The organism is Bacillus sp. SN1 (genome assembly GCF_002796895.1).
GTDB classification, from domain to species: Bacteria; Bacillota; Bacilli; order Bacillales; family Bacillaceae; genus Bacillus; species Bacillus inaquosorum.
Genome location: NZ_PHIE01000003.1, coordinates 320,761 through 336,497, shown reverse-complemented (window position 1 = coordinate 336,497; position 15,737 = coordinate 320,761). Strand labels below are relative to the sequence as shown.

17 protein-coding genes and 1 pseudogene are annotated in these 15,737 nt (G+C 45.0%); 4 read left to right on the top strand and 14 right to left on the bottom strand.

The window, feature by feature from the left end:
• Positions 1-12 precede the first annotated feature (12 nt).
• The 7 genes from queA to iolG form a co-directional block, all read right to left on the bottom strand.
• Positions 13-1,041 carry a tRNA preQ1(34) S-adenosylmethionine ribosyltransferase-isomerase QueA gene (gene queA, locus CVV77_RS13330; protein ID WP_100275604.1) on the bottom strand — a complete coding sequence of 343 codons (1,029 nt, stop codon included), beginning with the start codon at positions 1,039-1,041 and terminating at the stop codon, positions 13-15.
• 29 nt (positions 1,042-1,070) lie between these two features.
• Positions 1,071-1,271, bottom strand: coding sequence for a DUF2905 domain-containing protein (locus CVV77_RS13325; RefSeq protein ID WP_003222669.1), 201 nt, complete (start codon positions 1,269-1,271; stop codon positions 1,071-1,073).
• On the bottom strand, positions 1,264-2,268 hold the full coding sequence (gene ruvB / locus CVV77_RS13320) for a Holliday junction branch migration DNA helicase RuvB (RefSeq protein ID WP_100275603.1): 1,005 nt from the start codon (positions 2,266-2,268) through the stop codon (positions 1,264-1,266). The genes CVV77_RS13325 and ruvB overlap by 8 nt, the downstream gene beginning before the upstream one ends.
• 10 nt (positions 2,269-2,278) lie before the next feature.
• Complete coding sequence (ruvA, locus tag CVV77_RS13315; protein ID WP_064814390.1) at positions 2,279-2,884, bottom strand: Holliday junction branch migration protein RuvA; 606 nt, start codon at positions 2,882-2,884, stop codon at positions 2,279-2,281.
• Positions 2,885-3,022: 138 nt separating this feature from the next.
• On the bottom strand, positions 3,023-3,535 hold the full coding sequence (bofC, locus tag CVV77_RS13310; protein ID WP_084994775.1) for a sporulation cell-cell signaling protein BofC: 513 nt from the start codon (positions 3,533-3,535) through the stop codon (positions 3,023-3,025).
• Positions 3,536-3,582: 47 nt separating this feature from the next.
• A complete protein-coding gene (locus CVV77_RS13305; protein ID WP_100275602.1) occupies positions 3,583-4,890 on the bottom strand; it encodes an MFS transporter in 1,308 nt (435 codons plus the stop codon).
• A gap of 70 nt (positions 4,891-4,960) precedes the next feature.
• Positions 4,961-5,986: an inositol 2-dehydrogenase gene (gene iolG / locus CVV77_RS13300; protein WP_100275601.1), complete on the bottom strand. Its 1,026-nt coding sequence runs from the start codon at positions 5,984-5,986 to the stop codon at positions 4,961-4,963.
• Positions 5,987-6,222: 236 nt separating this feature from the next.
• On the opposite strand from iolG, the gene CVV77_RS13295 reads away from it, so the two are divergent.
• Complete coding sequence (locus tag CVV77_RS13295) at positions 6,223-6,870, top strand: phosphotransferase (protein WP_019259056.1); 648 nt, start codon at positions 6,223-6,225, stop codon at positions 6,868-6,870.
• A 45-nt stretch (positions 6,871-6,915) separates the two neighbouring features.
• On the opposite strand, the gene CVV77_RS22050 is transcribed toward CVV77_RS13295, so the two are convergent.
• Positions 6,916-7,038: a hypothetical protein gene (locus CVV77_RS22050; protein WP_003237547.1), complete on the bottom strand. Its 123-nt coding sequence runs from the start codon at positions 7,036-7,038 to the stop codon at positions 6,916-6,918.
• Positions 7,039-7,240: 202 nt separating this feature from the next.
• Between CVV77_RS22050 and CVV77_RS22175 the strand changes: the two are divergent.
• The 3 genes and pseudogenes from CVV77_RS22175 to CVV77_RS13280 form a co-directional block, all read left to right on the top strand.
• Positions 7,241-7,460: pseudogene (locus CVV77_RS22175) on the top strand (DUF5412 family protein); the annotation flags it as partial.
• Positions 7,461-7,482: 22 nt separating this feature from the next.
• Positions 7,483-7,623 carry a hypothetical protein gene (locus CVV77_RS13285; RefSeq protein ID WP_088112339.1) on the top strand — a complete coding sequence of 47 codons (141 nt, stop codon included), beginning with the start codon at positions 7,483-7,485 and terminating at the stop codon, positions 7,621-7,623.
• A 161-nt stretch (positions 7,624-7,784) separates the two neighbouring features.
• The gene (locus CVV77_RS13280; protein WP_084994784.1) at positions 7,785-9,239 is read left to right on the top strand and encodes an alanine/glycine:cation symporter family protein; all 1,455 of its coding nucleotides are present in this window, start codon (positions 7,785-7,787) and stop codon (positions 9,237-9,239) included.
• A 40-nt stretch (positions 9,240-9,279) separates the two neighbouring features.
• Here the strand turns inward: CVV77_RS13280 and CVV77_RS13275 are convergent, their stop codons facing one another.
• The 6 genes from CVV77_RS13275 to nadB form a co-directional block, all read right to left on the bottom strand.
• Positions 9,280-10,002 carry a YebC/PmpR family DNA-binding transcriptional regulator gene (locus CVV77_RS13275; protein WP_019259060.1) on the bottom strand — a complete coding sequence of 241 codons (723 nt, stop codon included), beginning with the start codon at positions 10,000-10,002 and terminating at the stop codon, positions 9,280-9,282.
• 103 nt (positions 10,003-10,105) lie between these two features.
• Positions 10,106-10,705: a YhcN/YlaJ family sporulation lipoprotein gene (locus CVV77_RS13270; RefSeq protein WP_003237553.1), complete on the bottom strand. Its 600-nt coding sequence runs from the start codon at positions 10,703-10,705 to the stop codon at positions 10,106-10,108.
• A gap of 138 nt (positions 10,706-10,843) precedes the next feature.
• Positions 10,844-12,052 carry a spore coat assembly protein SafA gene (gene safA / locus CVV77_RS13265; protein WP_100275599.1) on the bottom strand — a complete coding sequence of 403 codons (1,209 nt, stop codon included), beginning with the start codon at positions 12,050-12,052 and terminating at the stop codon, positions 10,844-10,846.
• Positions 12,053-12,167: 115 nt separating this feature from the next.
• On the bottom strand, positions 12,168-13,274 hold the full coding sequence (gene nadA, locus CVV77_RS13260; RefSeq protein ID WP_100275598.1) for a quinolinate synthase NadA: 1,107 nt from the start codon (positions 13,272-13,274) through the stop codon (positions 12,168-12,170).
• The gene (gene nadC, locus CVV77_RS13255) at positions 13,261-14,130 is read right to left on the bottom strand and encodes a carboxylating nicotinate-nucleotide diphosphorylase (RefSeq protein ID WP_100275597.1); all 870 of its coding nucleotides are present in this window, start codon (positions 14,128-14,130) and stop codon (positions 13,261-13,263) included. Before nadC ends, nadA begins: the two co-directional genes overlap by 14 nt.
• A complete protein-coding gene (gene nadB, locus CVV77_RS13250; protein WP_100275596.1) occupies positions 14,084-15,679 on the bottom strand; it encodes an L-aspartate oxidase in 1,596 nt (531 codons plus the stop codon). The genes nadC and nadB overlap by 47 nt, the downstream gene beginning before the upstream one ends.
• Positions 15,680-15,737 lie beyond the last annotated feature (58 nt).

The following is a 15,737-nucleotide window of genomic DNA, read 5'->3' as shown; positions in this document are numbered from 1 at the left end:
CTGTTCTCAAAATTATATAATCAGCATCGCGTCTCCGAAGCTGAAGAAACGGTATTCCTCTTCCACCGCATGGTTATAAGCGCGGAGAACGTTTTCTCTTCCCGCAAGCGCGCTGACCAGCATAATCAATGACGATTTCGGCAAATGGAAGTTTGTAATCATTCCGTCAATGGCTTTAAATTCATAGCCCGGATAAATAAAAATAGATGTCCAGCCGCTTGATGATTTAAATTGCCCGTCATGTTCTCCGGCAATCGTTTCAAGCGTGCGTGTCGATGTCGTTCCGACAGAAATAATCCGGCCGCCATTTTCCCTTACTTTGTTTAAGGCTGCCGCCGTTTCTTCTGACATTTGATAAAACTCTGCATGCATATTATGCTCTTCAACGTCATCGGCACTCACAGGACGAAACGTTCCAAGGCCTACGTGCAGAGTGATGAACTCAATTTGCACACCTTTGTCTTTCAATTGCTGCAAGATTTCTTCCGTGAAGTGAAGTCCCGCAGTAGGCGCGGCCGCAGAGCCGATTTCTTTAGAATATACGGTCTGGTAGCGCTCTCTGTCATCTAGCTGTTCTTTAATATATGGCGGGAGCGGCATCTCTCCAAGGGATTCCAGCACTTCGTAGAAAATACCGTCATACTGGAATTCCATTTTTCTGCCGCCATGCTCAAGCTCTTCCGTGCAGACAGCCTTCAATCTTCCGTCTCCAAATGTCACAACGGTTCCTTTTTTTACCCGTTTCGCTGGTTTGGCAAGTGTTTCCCACTTGTCACCAGCTTCCTGTTTCAGCAAAAGCAGTTCCACTTTCGCGCCGGTATCCTCTTTTGTCCCGAATAACCGCGCAGGCAGCACACGGGTATTGTTCAGTACAAGACAATCTCCTTCTTTAAAGAAACTGATAATGTGTTTAAACGAGCTGTCAGTCAGCTCTCCTGTATGTTTATCAAGCACCATCAGCCTTGAAGCATCACGCTGCTCCAACGGCACTTGTGCAATTAAACGTTCCGGTAGTTCAAAATCAAATAAATCGACTTTCATGATGATTTCACCTTTATTCTAGTCTTTTGTTATTTCATTCTGCCGAAAAGATTAAGCAAAATTGATAATACCACACTTATGATGATACAAGTGACAACCGGGAAGAAAAATGTGACATTTCCTTTTTTCACAAAAATATCTCCCGGCATCTTGCCGACAAAATGCAAAACTGCTCCAATGATAAGCAAAACAGCACCAAGAATCATAATGATCTTAGGGAATTCAGTCATATCGGGGAGCCTCCATTTGGAAATGATGATAAACGGCCGGTGTCACGATCCTTCCACGCGGCGTTCTTTGGATAAATCCGATTTGCAGGAGGTACGGTTCGTACACGTCTTCAATCGTATGCGGTTCTTCGCCGATTGTGGCTGAAATGGTATCAAGACCCACCGGGCCTCCGTTAAATTTTTCGATCATGCCCATCAGCAGCTTGTGATCAATATGATCCAAACCGAGACGGTCAACCTGAAGCCGCTCAAGCGCATCCTGCGAAATCTCTTCCGTAATCCGGCTGTCACCCAGCACCTGGGCGAAGTCGCGGACCCTTCTCAAGAGACGATTCGCTACGCGGGGCGTACCTCTCGATCTTCTTGCAATTTCAAGAGCGGATGGTTTATCAATCTCAACCTCGAATACATCTGCAGTTCTTGTGACAATATCCGCCAGCTCTTCTTGCGTATAGTATTCAAGGCGCGACATTACGCCGAATCGATCTCTTAACGGCGCTGTCAAAAGCCCTACCCTCGTCGTGGCGCCTACCAGCGTAAAAGGCGGCAGGTCAAGCCGGACCGAGCGGGCAGAGGGACCTTTGCCGATCACAATATCCAGACAAAAATCCTCCATCGCAGGATAAAGCACTTCTTCAATCGATCTGTGCAGCCTATGTATTTCATCAATAAATAATACATCTCCCGGCTCTAGCGCCGTTAATATGGCAGCCAAGTCACCGGGTCTTTCAATCGCAGGCCCTGATGTCGTCCGCAATTCCACTCCCATTTCATTGGCAACGATGGAAGCAAGCGTGGTTTTCCCGAGTCCGGGCGGCCCGTACAGAAGAACATGATCCAGCGTCTCCTGCCTCATTCTTGCCGCATCTATAAACACGCGCAAATTTTCTTTCACCTTATGCTGCCCGATATACTGCGCCAGATTTTGCGGCCTCAGGCTTTGCTCTATCACTGATTCATGGTTGTCTGCTTCACTTGAGACGAGCCGTTCATCCATGAACATCACCTTACTTCAATAGTTTTTGTAATGCTTTTTTCACGTATTGGTCTGTTGTCAGCCCAATATCTTCTTTTAAGTGAGGAAGCACCTTTTTGATTTCTTTTTCAGCATAGCCGAGAACCCTTAGGGCTTCAAGCGCTTCTTCGAGAGCCGTTTCTGCTGTTTGCTTTTCAAGCCTTTCTTCATGATTAAACAGATTTTCAATCATTTCAGGCACAACATCAGCAAGCTTTCCTTTTAAATCAAGAATAATCTGGCGCGCGGTTTTCTTTCCTACACCAGGAAACTTGACCAAAAAGGCTTCATCCTCATTTTCAATTGCTTGGATAACCGCTCCCGGATCACCTGAGCCCAAAATGGCGAGTGCGCCTTTTGGACCGATACCGGTCACGTTTAAGAGCTTTGTAAAGAGCGCCTTCTCCTCTCTTGTTGAAAAACCGTAGAGCGAAAAAGCATCCTCTCTGATATGATGGTACGTAAAAATCGTTTCTTGACTTCTCTCCTTATATATAAACGGATTCGGCGTGAAAATCTGATAGCCAATGCCGCCGTTCTCTATCACAATATATTGGGGAGATACATAATCAATCGTCCCTTTAACAAATTCGATCACGCAAATTCACCTCTTTGACTGTTCTTCATTGTACCATAAAAACAGCCAAAGTCTTATAGAAAAGTTAACATATGTTCGCTTCTCTCTCATTCTTCCACGAAAAAAAAGACATGAATACATGTCTTCAATCAGCGGACGTCACCCGCTGTATGTCTTCATATGTTCTATGACGTCCTCAAACTCCGCTTTTGTCCGAAATGGAATGCCTTTCAGCAGATTTTTTTGCATATGGCTTTCCAGCCTTTCTAAATCAATTTGGAAAAAAGACTGAATCGGTTCGGAAGCTGACTCAGGCCGACCATGAAAAGTGGAAATCACTCCATTATCCGATACACCGATATACCCGTTCACCTTGCTGAGCGGAGAAATATCGTCCATTTGCTTCCGGAAGAGCACATAACCCTTTTTTTGTTCGACCAGCGTCCAGCCGGCATAAGCTGCCCAAAAATCATCCATAGAAAGCACTTTTTCACGCTTATGCTCAATGCTGACATCTCCGTCCAAATACACTTTTTCAAGCTGCACATGCACCTGCAGCGGTTCATAGTGTTCCACTTCAACCCCAAGTGCGCGGGGAGGAGCACCTATTAGAAATGCTGCGGCTGAGCAAAGAATGCCCAGCAACAGATACGCCGTGCTGAATCGTTTCACCCTCTACACCTCTTTGCACACGTTTATGATTAGTTTGACCAAAGAGGCTACTGCTTAACCGTTTTCTCGAAATTTGTTTGCACGTTTTCCCTGACCAGCCGTTCTTCCGTATACACATCAGCGCTTTGCTCAGAAATCATCAAAAATTGTGTTAGAAAAGCACTGAAAAAATACAACGCCGCAAAGATCCAAATGACGCCGCCAGCGCCGAGCGGTCCAATGAAAAGACTCACAATGCCCGGTGCAATAAACGCACATAATCCGGACCCCAAGTTCAACACAGACATGGCAGCGCCTTTATTATCAGGAGCAAGTGTCGGCAAAAGCGCACTTAATGGCACGTAGCCTGCCAATGCCGCACCGTAACAGCAGGCGATAATCATCAGCACCCAATACTGATGCCCGATTAACTGTGGCGTGTAATAAAGCGCCAGCGTGAAAATGCCGCACCCCACACCGCCAAACCACATCACGGTATTGCGCCAGCCAAGTTTATCTCCGACTGCACCGAAAATAATATTAAACACAATATTAACAAAAAACAGCGTCCCCCATATTTGCAGCCATTCTGAAACAGAATATCCGAAACGCGCTAAATAAGTCGGGAGAAAGATGGCAAATCCAAATTGTCCTATGGCATTAATTGTCTTGACCACTCCGCCGATGCCGACTTTAGGGTTTTCAAACATAATTGTAAATGCCTTCGACAACTCTTTCCATTTCGGCTGATCTTGTTTTTGCACAGGTGTAAATTTATCTTTGTTAAAAAATAGGGCGAGAAATCCGCCTGCCGCTACAAACAGTAAAGCGCTCCAAAGCGTATTGATTTCCCCAAATGCAGGAACCGCATAGCTTGAATAGTATGGACCGAGCACGTTAAGGCCGCACGTAAACATAAACCAAAACCAGCCGACGGCTTTTCCAAGAATCTTTTGAGAGGTGCTGTATGACACCCACACAAGAAAAGAGTATGCAAACAGCGGATATCCCAAGCCTCTAAGAGCATAGCTGCCTAAAAGAGCCGGATAATACATATGAGGAATCGCCCAGCCGATAAAAGCGGCCGAACCGAGGATAAATGCAAGCAAGCCGACAGTCATCGTTTTTCTTGGCCCCCAAGTTTGGACAAACGTGCCTGAAAGCCAAGCCGAGATGGTGACAGCAATGCCGTACATGGTAAATAACGATGCGGATTGCTGCATACTAAGACCATGATCAACGAGAAAAGGAGACAGCCAGCCTTGTTCGAGGCCGTCTCCAACCATAAAGATGACAACGCCAATGTAACCCCAAACCATGTGAGAAGGAATTCCGATTTTGTTCAAAACATTTCCTTTAGCATGTGCTGTATTCATTTTCTCCACCGCCTACTTAAAGTATCAATGGAGTATATACCCAAGCTTGCTGAAATGTAATCCTGCTTGTTCAAAAAACGATTTTTTCAGTGTGCTCAATACTGACAGGCATGCCAATAGCAAGCGATTGCTGAGCCGCTCTAGCGATCCGTTCCGCCTGAAAACCGTCGTTGCCGGTGCAGGCAGTCTCCCGGTTTGTATCAATCGCTTCCGCAAACCGAAGAATCTCCTCCTCATACGAATCCTTATAGCGTTCTAGGAAAAAGAAATGCGGTTTATCCTTCATCACAAAATCAGCTGTTGACACTTCGACCGTCGTCGGCATGCTGTTGTCCGCTGCTGCCGAGCCTTTCGTCCCGAAGACCTCAATCCGCTGGTCATATCCGTACACAGCTTGGCGGCTGTTGTCAATTACAGCCATGGCACCGTTTTCATAAGTCAGTGTAATGACAGCCGTATCAATATCTCCCAGCTCTGCAAAAGAAGGATTCACCAAAGCCGCCCCTTTTGCATACACTTCCGTCACTTCGCTTCCCATAATATATCTGGCCATATCAAAATCATGGATCGACATATCCATAAACAAGCCGCCCGAGGTACGGACATAATCTATATTCGGGGGTTCTGGGTCCCGAGAAGTAATTTTTAATAAATGGGGCGTACCGATTTCACCATTTTCAACAATCATTTTGATTTTCTTAAAATGAGGATCAAAACGGCGGTTAAATCCGACTTGAAGTGCAACCCCGTGTTTTCGGACGGCTGCGAGCGCTTCTTTTGTTTCATCTAGAGAAAAACTGACGGGCTTCTCACAAAAAATATGCTTTTTCGCCTCGGCCGCTTCTCTGATCATCTGCGCATGTGCAGCTGTCGGTGAGCAAATGAAAACAACGTCAATATCAGGGTCATGTAATAAATCACGATAGTCAGAGGTTATGTATTCAATCTGATGACTGTCAGCCCAGCTTTTTATACGGCTTGCCTGAATATCAGAGACCGCTTTTATTTTCATGTGAGGAATCCGGTGTATATTTTGAACATGAAGTTTGCCGATGCGCCCCGCACCGATAATCCCTGTCACAATCTGTTTTGTCATAGCTTGTTCCTCCTTGAACATTTACGAAAGCGCTTTATTTAAAATTAATACTATCCCATTTGTAAGCGCTTTTCAAGAATGGAAATGATCGCTTTATGTCTCTTTTATCACAATCAAGGCTTATAGGTAGCCTTCTTCTTCAAGACCAGATACACTAGAAATAGGCTCTTTTTCCCGAACAGTTTATGATTTTCTTATAAACAACTGCATAAAATAGAGCAAAGAAGGTGAATGAAATGCTGACAAAAGCAGAGGCACTGGCCCATTCAGTCATATACCGCAAGAACAGCAGATTTGATAAAGTCAAAGAAAAGTCCGAGGAATTGACCCTCATCGGCAAAGGAAGAAGCGCCTATGTGTTCGCCTTAACAGAAGGTGATCGAAAAATGGCGCTGAAAGTATTTTTTCCGGAATATCAAGCGACAGCCGTCAAAGAAGCCGCGATCTATGAAAAATTAGCCGGGTCCGCATTCTACCCTGACATTTACGAAACTGGTGATTCATTTATTCTCATGGAATATATTAAAGGTGAAACCTTTTATAACTGTCTAAAGAAAGGCATTGCGATCAGTGATGACATGATTCAGCAGGTTGAAGAAGCACTCTCTGACGCACGGGGAGCCGGCCTGAACCCGTCAGACATTCATTTGCGGAATCTGATTCTGACAGAAACCGGAGCGGTGCGGGTGATTGATGTTGCGAGATTTGAACAGACAAAAACGTGCACTCAGTGGGACGATTTAAAATCAGCGTATCATGCACTCTATAAAAAACCGATATTCCCCAAAAAGATTCCGGGTTTTTGGCTTGAGGTTATTGCATTTTTATATAAGAAAGATTGGTTCCAAAAGCGTTTCGCGCAACGGAAAAGAAAATATTCTTAATTCGAAAAGGCAGCCGCTCAAGCGGCTGCCTTTGTCCATTTATATTTACTTTCTGACAGCAGAAATCAGTTTCATTTGTTCAGGTGACAGCTTAATTCGATAGCCTCTCACAGTTAAGTAAACCGCTTCTGAGCCCTTCTCGCCGGAATGACAATATGTTTTCTCCATCTCTGTCTCCCCCACCCTTTATCTGTTTTATTTCATCATACCATCAGTTTATTGAGGGAATTTTAAGGAAATGTAAAGATAGCATAAACCCGGTATATGGTAACATGAGAGAAAAAAAGGGAGAGAGTCACATCAATATACGCAGCAAAATCCAATTATCATATTTGCACTTCTGATATTCTTCGGCGGCGCCGTCTATTGGATGTTATTTTCACTGAAAAACGTCCCAAAAGGCAGTCTCGTCCAATCGATTGAATCGCCGGACGGCAGCTATACGTTAAACACGTATGTATCCCGAAATACCTTAAGCTTAGATGCAGCCGGAGGCGAACTTGTAAATAAAAAAAACAATTTACTGGAATTATCCGGACAGCAGCCGAGCTGTTAAATGGATTAATCACAATACAGTAAAAATCGGCAATTAGACTTTACATCTTGATACTGATGAAACATGAATGTGATGAACGAAACGAAAAACGATTCCAACAATTCCTGATTGCTTTTCCTTTTATATACGGATTGACAGAGCTTGGCTATTTGTTGTTGAAGGACCTTTTTACAATTGCCATCAGTTTGCCTCTGTAAGAAAAACGCGGCGTAATCGATATGCCGCGTTTTCTTTTTCCCCTTCTCTTCTCATTGACAATTACCGGTCATATAATGTGACAAATCGATTGTAGAAATAGTTCGATTAGCCCAAAATCCTTTTTATACATGTATTCGAAATGAAGTGAGGGGGAAGCTTGATGGCAGATTTTGTTACTAGTTTAAATGCGGTTTTATGGAGTACGCCCGTCATTTATATTTTATTGGGAATAGGATTTGTCTTTTCTATTATGACCCGTTTTTTACAAGTCAGGCATTTGAAAGAAATGATAGTTCTGATGTTCCAGGGAAAGAGCTCTGAAGCCGGCGTTTCTTCTTTTCAAGCATTATCAATTGCGCTGTCCGGCCGAGTGGGAACAGGAAACATTGCGGGTGTGGCGACAGCGATTGCATTCGGCGGACCCGGCGCAGTGTTCTGGATGTGGGCGATTGCCTTTATCGGTGCTGCGAGCGCCTTTGTTGAATCAACTCTTGCTCAAATTTACAAAGTGAAACAAGGCGGCCAATATCGAGGGGGCCCCGCTTATTATATAGAAAAAGGCTTAGGCATTAAATGGTTTGCCGTCCTATTTGCCGCTGCTGCCCTTATTGCAATGGCCCTTCTGATGCCGGGCGTACAGTCCAACTCCATTGCAGCTGGCGTCCAAAATGCATTCGGCATCTCTCCTGCCATCACAGGCTGTATTCTCGTTTTATTATTAGGGTTTATTATTTTTGGCGGCGTCAAACGAATTGCCAATGCCGCGCAAATGATTGTTCCGTTTATGGCTATTGGATATATTCTGTTGTCATTGATTATTATTGCCATGAATATATCTGAACTGCCTGCTGTCATCTCATTGATTTTCAAAAGCGCTTTTGCATTGGATTCCGCTTTTGGCGGCCTGATCGGCATGGCGATTTCTTGGGGAGTCAAACGGGGCATTTACTCTAACGAAGCCGGCCAGGGAACAGGCCCGCATCCGGCCGCCGCTGCAGAAGTTTCCCATCCGGTCAAGCAGGGATTGGTTCAGGCATTTTCCGTTTATATTGACACCCTATTTGTATGTTCCGCTACAGCATTCATGATCTTATTTACCGGTATGTATAATACTCAAGCTGCAGATGGTTCCTTTATTGTTCAACAACTTAAAGGCGTAGAGGCGGGGCCTGGCTTCACTCAAGCGGCCATTGACAGCGTGCTTCCCGGATTCGGTGCAGGCTTTGTCGCCATCGCTTTATTCTTCTTCGCATTTACAACAATAATGGCGTATTACTACATCGCAGAAACAAATATCGCTTATTTAGCCCGAGGCAGAGAAAGCAAATGGGCAATGCTCGGCTTAAAACTGATTATTTTAGCCGCGACGTTCTATGGAACTGTGAAAACCGCTTCACTGGCTTGGGCATTAGGCGATGCAGGGCTTGGCATTATGGTATGGCTGAACGTCATAGCCATCGTGCTGCTTGCCAAACCCGCGCTTCTCGCCTTAAAGGATTACGAGCGCCAAAAGAAGCAAGGCTTAGACCCAGTCTTTGATCCGAAGGCGTTGGGCATCAAAAACGCTGATTTCTGGGAGAAGGAATACACACAGGAAAATGAGCGTGTCTCTTGAATATATAAAAACCGGCCCGATATGACATCGTGCCGGTTTTTTATAAGCGGTAATTGGTATAGACTTCTTGAACATCATCGTCATCTTCAAGGATGTCAATCAGTTTTTCCAGCTTCTCAACGGCCTGATCATCGGCATCTGCATAGGTTTTCGGAAGCATGGTCACCTCTGCCGAAGAAATGGGATATTTCGATTCTAGAGCTGTTTTTACCTCATCAAAACGCTCGGGCTCTATTAATACCTCATATTGCTCTTCTTCTGTCTGCAACTCTTCTCCCCCTGCTTCCAGCACATCAAGCATAAGCTCATCTTCTTCTATTTGCCGTTCTGTACGGTCGATTGCAATGAATCCCTTCCGTTCAAATAAAAAGGCTACACATCCGCTTTCTCCCAGACTTCCGCCATTTTTATTAAATGCTGTACGCACATTTGAAGCGGTTCGGTTTTTGTTATCCGTTACACATTCTACCATAACGGCGATCCCTGATGGACCATAGCCTTCATAGGTGATTTCCTCATAGCTGCTTCCGTCTTGGTTCCCTGCGGCTTTTTTAATGGCACGGTCTATATTTTCATTCGGCATATTGGCGCCTTTTGCTTTTTCGATGACAAGACGCAATGCTGAATTTGCTTCTGGATCAGCTCCGCCTTCTTTCGCTGCCACATAGATTTCTTTTGCAAGCTTCATAAAGATTTTCCCGCGCTTTGCATCCTGTGCATTTTTTCTTTTTTGTATATTTTTCCACTTGGAATGACCTGCCATGTTTTCACCTTCTTTTGACATTTTCTATGTACACTTTAATAGGTATTGTTCGCTGATGCAAAGAAAAAGGCTGCCGAATATCATTTCCGGCAGCCTTTCCGTCCTAGCGGGAGTTCATTTTATGAAGTCTCGTGAACAGCCTTTTGTCTGTGGACACTTGGACGTCACGGCCATTCGCATAGTTGCGTGCCGCTTTTGCAACATTTTCCCTGTCGGACTTTGTGAATTCTCTGTGGCTTCTGACTGCAACGACCACTCGGTCATCCGTTACCTTAACTTGTGTGTCATTGACGTTTTTCACTTGTTTCACACGGTTGGCAATTTTTGCAGCCAGTCTTCTGTTTTCTTGGTTGTCATATCCGTTGTTCGTCACGTTCCGATTCATATTTCTGTTATTCGTGTTGTTATATGTTCCGTCAGTTGCCAAAGGAACGCGATCGTCAGCAGTAACACGGTCACGGTTATTTACATTAGTAGTGTTTCGGTTACCGCCGTTCTGGTCCTCCATTAATTCAGTAACAGGACCGTCATTGTCGACGATTCCTTCTCCCTGTCTGTCAGCGTCATTTTCATTTGTATAATATCCGATTGGACGGGTATTGCCGTTATTGCGCGTATCATTCATAGCATTATCGTTTGCTCCGCATGCTGTTAAGCCGGCTGTCATTAGAATCAAGCTAGCGATCGTCATTTTTTTACCCAATGGAAAAGCCCCCCGTGGACGAATTTGAGCATGTTTGCTCGTTTTTATCATGTGCGTCCGAGGGGCATGTTAAGCTTGTAAGTTCTGTCCATTTGGCAGTGAAACAAAAAAAGGAACGATTTACATCGTTCCGAACAATCACTCATCTTCTTCTTCCGGCCGGCCAAACATTTGGTTTACTGATGGCTGATTCGTCATCGGCATAGAAACTCCGGCCGCATATGGATTTTGATTAGGATTAGGATTTGGGTTAGGATTTGGGTTAGGATTTGGGTTAGGATTTGGGTTAGCTGCGCCGTAAGGCAAATTAGGACTTCCATAAGCTCCAAGTCCCGAATATCCAGGTGCGGAGAAATATGGCTGATGACCATCATCACAGCCGCAGTCGTCATGATCTTTGTACGGCATGAATCCTGGAGCAGCAGCCGGCTGGTATGCTCCCATCACTTGAGGTGCACCATAATGAGGGCCGTACGGCATATGTCCATACGGAGATCCAAAAGCCGGTGAGGCGTATTGAGGCGCTCCGAATGAACCGTAATGTCCGTGGTGGCTGTTTTCATGATGCTGGTTTTCATATTCACCCGGATCATACTGAGGCGATACAAAACTTGGCTGGTATCCATGAGGCTGATACATTGGATAAGGTTGTGCCGGATAGAACGGGTAGCATAATCCTGAACCCGGAAGAATCGGTGAAACAGGAACCGGACACGGCACAAAATGAGCCGGATAATGAAAATAAGGCTGAACAGCCGGCATATTCGGAACTGTGTGATGAACGTTTTCTTCTTCCATACCGCCTACCTCTGGCGCCTTTGGCATATTAGGCATATTCGGATAATTTGCATTTTCCATATTACTCATAGCCTCCTGTTGTGGAAATTGATCTTGCATATGATACATATGATCATTATTTCCGTCATGATGTTTTGGCTCCTCCGGTTTAGGAGGCGACCAAGGCTGGAAAAGCTGTTTCATATCATAATAATCGTTCACATCAGCTTCAGGATACACATCTTCCTGCAAATTAGGCATCGGCGGGACATACGGCACAGACTTCTTTTCTTTCGGCTTTGTGTCTTCCACGTCGACAACGGATTTAGGCTTCTCTTTCGCATATGGGTGTTCTGGATGTTCTTGCTTCACACTCCCGGCCGCCGGGCCCGTCTTTGCCTCTTTTCTGACCAGGACACCCTCGGACGGCACTTTTATTTTCATTCCAGGCATGATTGAGTCTGGACTGCTGAGCTGTGTATTGAGTTTCTTCACTTCCTCAACATCAACTCCGTACTTTTCAGCTATTTTCCAGAGCGAATCGCCTTTTTGAACGATATGGATTTTCAACGTTTTCCCCTCCTATGCAAAACGTGAACAGTTCAGCTGTGATTACAATATGTTTCTTCACAACATATGCCTGAACAAAAGAAGTTATGAGTAAAGGAGGGGAAATATTTCAGATTTACGTGATCGCAAGCATTCGATTCAAGGCAAGGAGGGCATCTTGCTGAATGGTTTTTGGCACCTTGATCACGCCTGAAGGTTCTCCTTTTTCTATTTGTTCCAAAGACCACAGCAAATGCGGCAAATCGATTCGATTCATTGTCAGACACGGGCACATGTCAGGATTGAGTGATTCGATTTGTTTATCAGGATGCTCTTGAATGATCCGCTGGACAAGATTCATTTCTGTTCCGATTGCCCACTTGCTTCCCGCCGGAGCCTTGTTGATTGTATCGATAATATATTTCGTTGATCCGCTGTCGTCACTTAGCGTCACGACTTCATGTGAGCATTCCGGATGCACAATGATCTGAATGTCATGGTCACGCTCTCTCACATCATGGATATTTTTCGCGGTGAATTTTTCGTGAACAGAGCAATGCCCTTTCCACAAAATCACTTTTATATTCTTATGATCAGACTCAGTCACTAATTCATCTTTCATCGGGTCCCACACAGCCATATCCTCAAGCGCGATGCCCAGATCATAAGCCGTATTTCTCCCTAAATGCTGATCAGGCAAAAATAAAATTCTTTTTTTCTGCGTAAACGCCCATTCAAGCACTTTTTTCGCATTCGAAGAAGTTACAGTCGCTCCGCCATGCTTACCGACGAAAGCCTTGATCTCCGCAGTGGAGTTCACATAAGTTAATGGTATGATCGTATCTCCGAATGTATGCTGAAGCTTCTCCCATGCCCTATTGGTCTGCTGCATGTCAGCCATGTCTGCCATAGAACATCCGGCTCTCATATCAGGCAGGATGACCGTTTGTTGCTCGCCTGTCAGCATATCAGCGGTCTCTGCCATAAAGTGCACGCCGCAAAATACGATATAATCCGCTTCTTTGTTTTTTTCCGCAATTTGGGCCAGCTGCAGGGAATCGCCTGTTTGATCAGCAAATTGTATCACTTCGTCTTTTTGATAATGATGGCCTGGTATAAAGAGCCTGCTGCCGAACTTTTTCTTAATGGCGGCAACACGCGTTTCCATATCCTTTCTCGACATTCCTTTATAACCTTCAGGCATCATATCATTCGATTGTTTTATTACATCAAGAATTGACATAACGGCATTCCTCCGCAGATTCATTTGATAATGTAACATCCATGCTGATATCTAAACTTTTGACGGAATGAGTCAGAAATCCTAATGAAATATAATTCACGCCCGTCCCTTTAAAAGCAGGCAAAGATTCTAACGTAATCCCGCCCGAAGCTTCAGTTTTTATATGGTTCGGTGTGAGATTTGCAAAATGTCGGACCGTATCAGGCGGGCAGTTGTCAAACATAATAACATCTGCTCCAGCTTCAATTGCTTCCCGCAGCTGTTCCTCCGTTTCAATTTCCACCTCGATATTTACCATATGCCCCGCGGCCTGACGCGCTTTTTGGCATGCCTCTAAAATAGAGCCGCATGCTGCAATATGATTATCTTTAATCATGATGCCGTCATACAAACCGAATCGATGATTATACCCGCCCCCGGCTCTGACAGCGTATTTTTCCAGCATTCTCAGCCCCGGTGTTGTTTTTCTCGTGTCACAAATTTTAATCTGTTCATCATCCAGCCGCCGAACAGCCTCCCTTGTCATCGTCGCAATTCCTGACATCCTCTGAATGAGATTTAATACGACCCGCTCTCCTGAAAGAAGCGCAGCCGCCGGACCGCATAACACGGCAATTACTTCACCTTTTCGCAAAATGTCCCCATCTGTTTTATGCAAAATGATTTGAATATGTTCGTCTAATAAAACAAAGCCTTCATTTATCACTGCAGCTCCGGCAAAGATGCCGTCTGATTTTGCAATAATCTCCGCTTCACAGCTCTGTTCTCCAAAGATTGATTGCGATGTAAGATCCCCCATCCCTATGTCCTCAAGAAAAAAGTGATTCAGCAATTTTTTCAGCTGTAAATGATTCATTTTTCCAAATCCCCTCGTTTTTTCTAATCTTCGTTCCCTTTTTTGTATGAACAATTTGTCTTCCTTGCCAGCGTACATCAGCTTGAGGAAAATCGGTGCGGAAGTGAGCCCCTCTGCTTTCCTCCCTCAAAAGCGCAGAAAATGTCATCAGCTTTGCAGTTTGCCATAAATGAGAAAGTTCCAGCTGCGGAATTGTGATATCCTTCACATTCACTTCCTGAAAAGGAAGCGTATGAAGCCAGATGCTCAGCTCAATCAGACTGCCTTGTTCCCGCAAGATAGACATGTGGCTTGTCATTCTGCTTTGCAGTTCATACACCTCTGTGTGCGGTACCTCATAGATTACACTGTTTTCTGGTGCTGATTGATATTGCATGTTATAAACCGGTTTTTTCATGATATGCTCTGCTGCTCTTTTTCCAAACACCAGCGCTTCCAATAAGGAATTACTTGCAAGTCGATTGGCTCCGTGTAAACCGGTGCATGCAGTCTCGCCTATTGCATAAAGCCCCGGCACTGTCGTTTCCCCCCAGCGGTTAACTGAAGCCCCCCCCATTAAGAAGTGCATTCCCGGGGCAACAGGTATTTTTCCGCTTTGGATCTCCACCCCTGCTTTTTCACAAATAGCGGTGATAGTAGGGAAACGTGCTTCGAAATCAGAAATCGCACTGCAGTCGATATAAACACGGTTTCCTTTTGCCACTTCTTCATGAATAACCCGTGAGACGATGTCCCTTGGAGCCAAATCACCCAAAGGATGCCGTCCAGCCATAACCCGGCGTCCGTTATCGTCAACTAAATATCCGCCTTCCCCTCTGACAGCTTCTGAAACAAGCCCATAGGAAACACCATTTTTCACAAGCAGTGTCGGGTGAAACTGGGTAAACTCTAAATCAGTTATTTCCGCTCCGGCCCGGTAAGCTAAAGAAAGGCCGTCACCTGTGACAGATGGATCGTTCGTATGGTGAAGAAACAGGCTTCCGCAGCCGCCGGCCGCCAGCACAACTGCATCCACATGTCTTACCTTGATCCGCCCTTGGCTGTCTTTTGTGATGACACCGATACAGTGCCCATTCTCCATCAGCAAATCTGCTGCTGTTTCATGCTCAATTAGCTCGATATTGCTGTCGATCTGTTTCAGCAAATAATCAACTAGCAGTCTGCCTGTTGCGTCTCCGCCTGCATGAAAAATGCGGTTGTATGAGTGGGCTCCTTCTCTGCCAAGACAAACATCACCCTGTTCATTGCGGTCGAATGGAAATTCACTCTCCAATAAGCTTTGAATCATGATTTTCCCATCATGTAAAACGTCTGATGCAATCGTCAGATCGTTATGTCCGCAACCCGCATATAACGTATCCTCCAGATGGGCTTCAATCGAGTCACCTTTTGCATAAGCCGCAGCAATCCCGCCTTGTGCAAAGACTGAATTGCTGTTTTTGGTGCTTTTCTTTGTGATGACAGTCACTTCGTATGAGGGCGGGAAAGCGGACGCTAAGGAAAGTGCCGCCGCCCCTGAACCGATGACTGCAATCGTCTTTTTAGACATATGCCACCCTCCTGTTGTTTACACCTGTCTTGACACCTATATTTACACAAGGATAAAA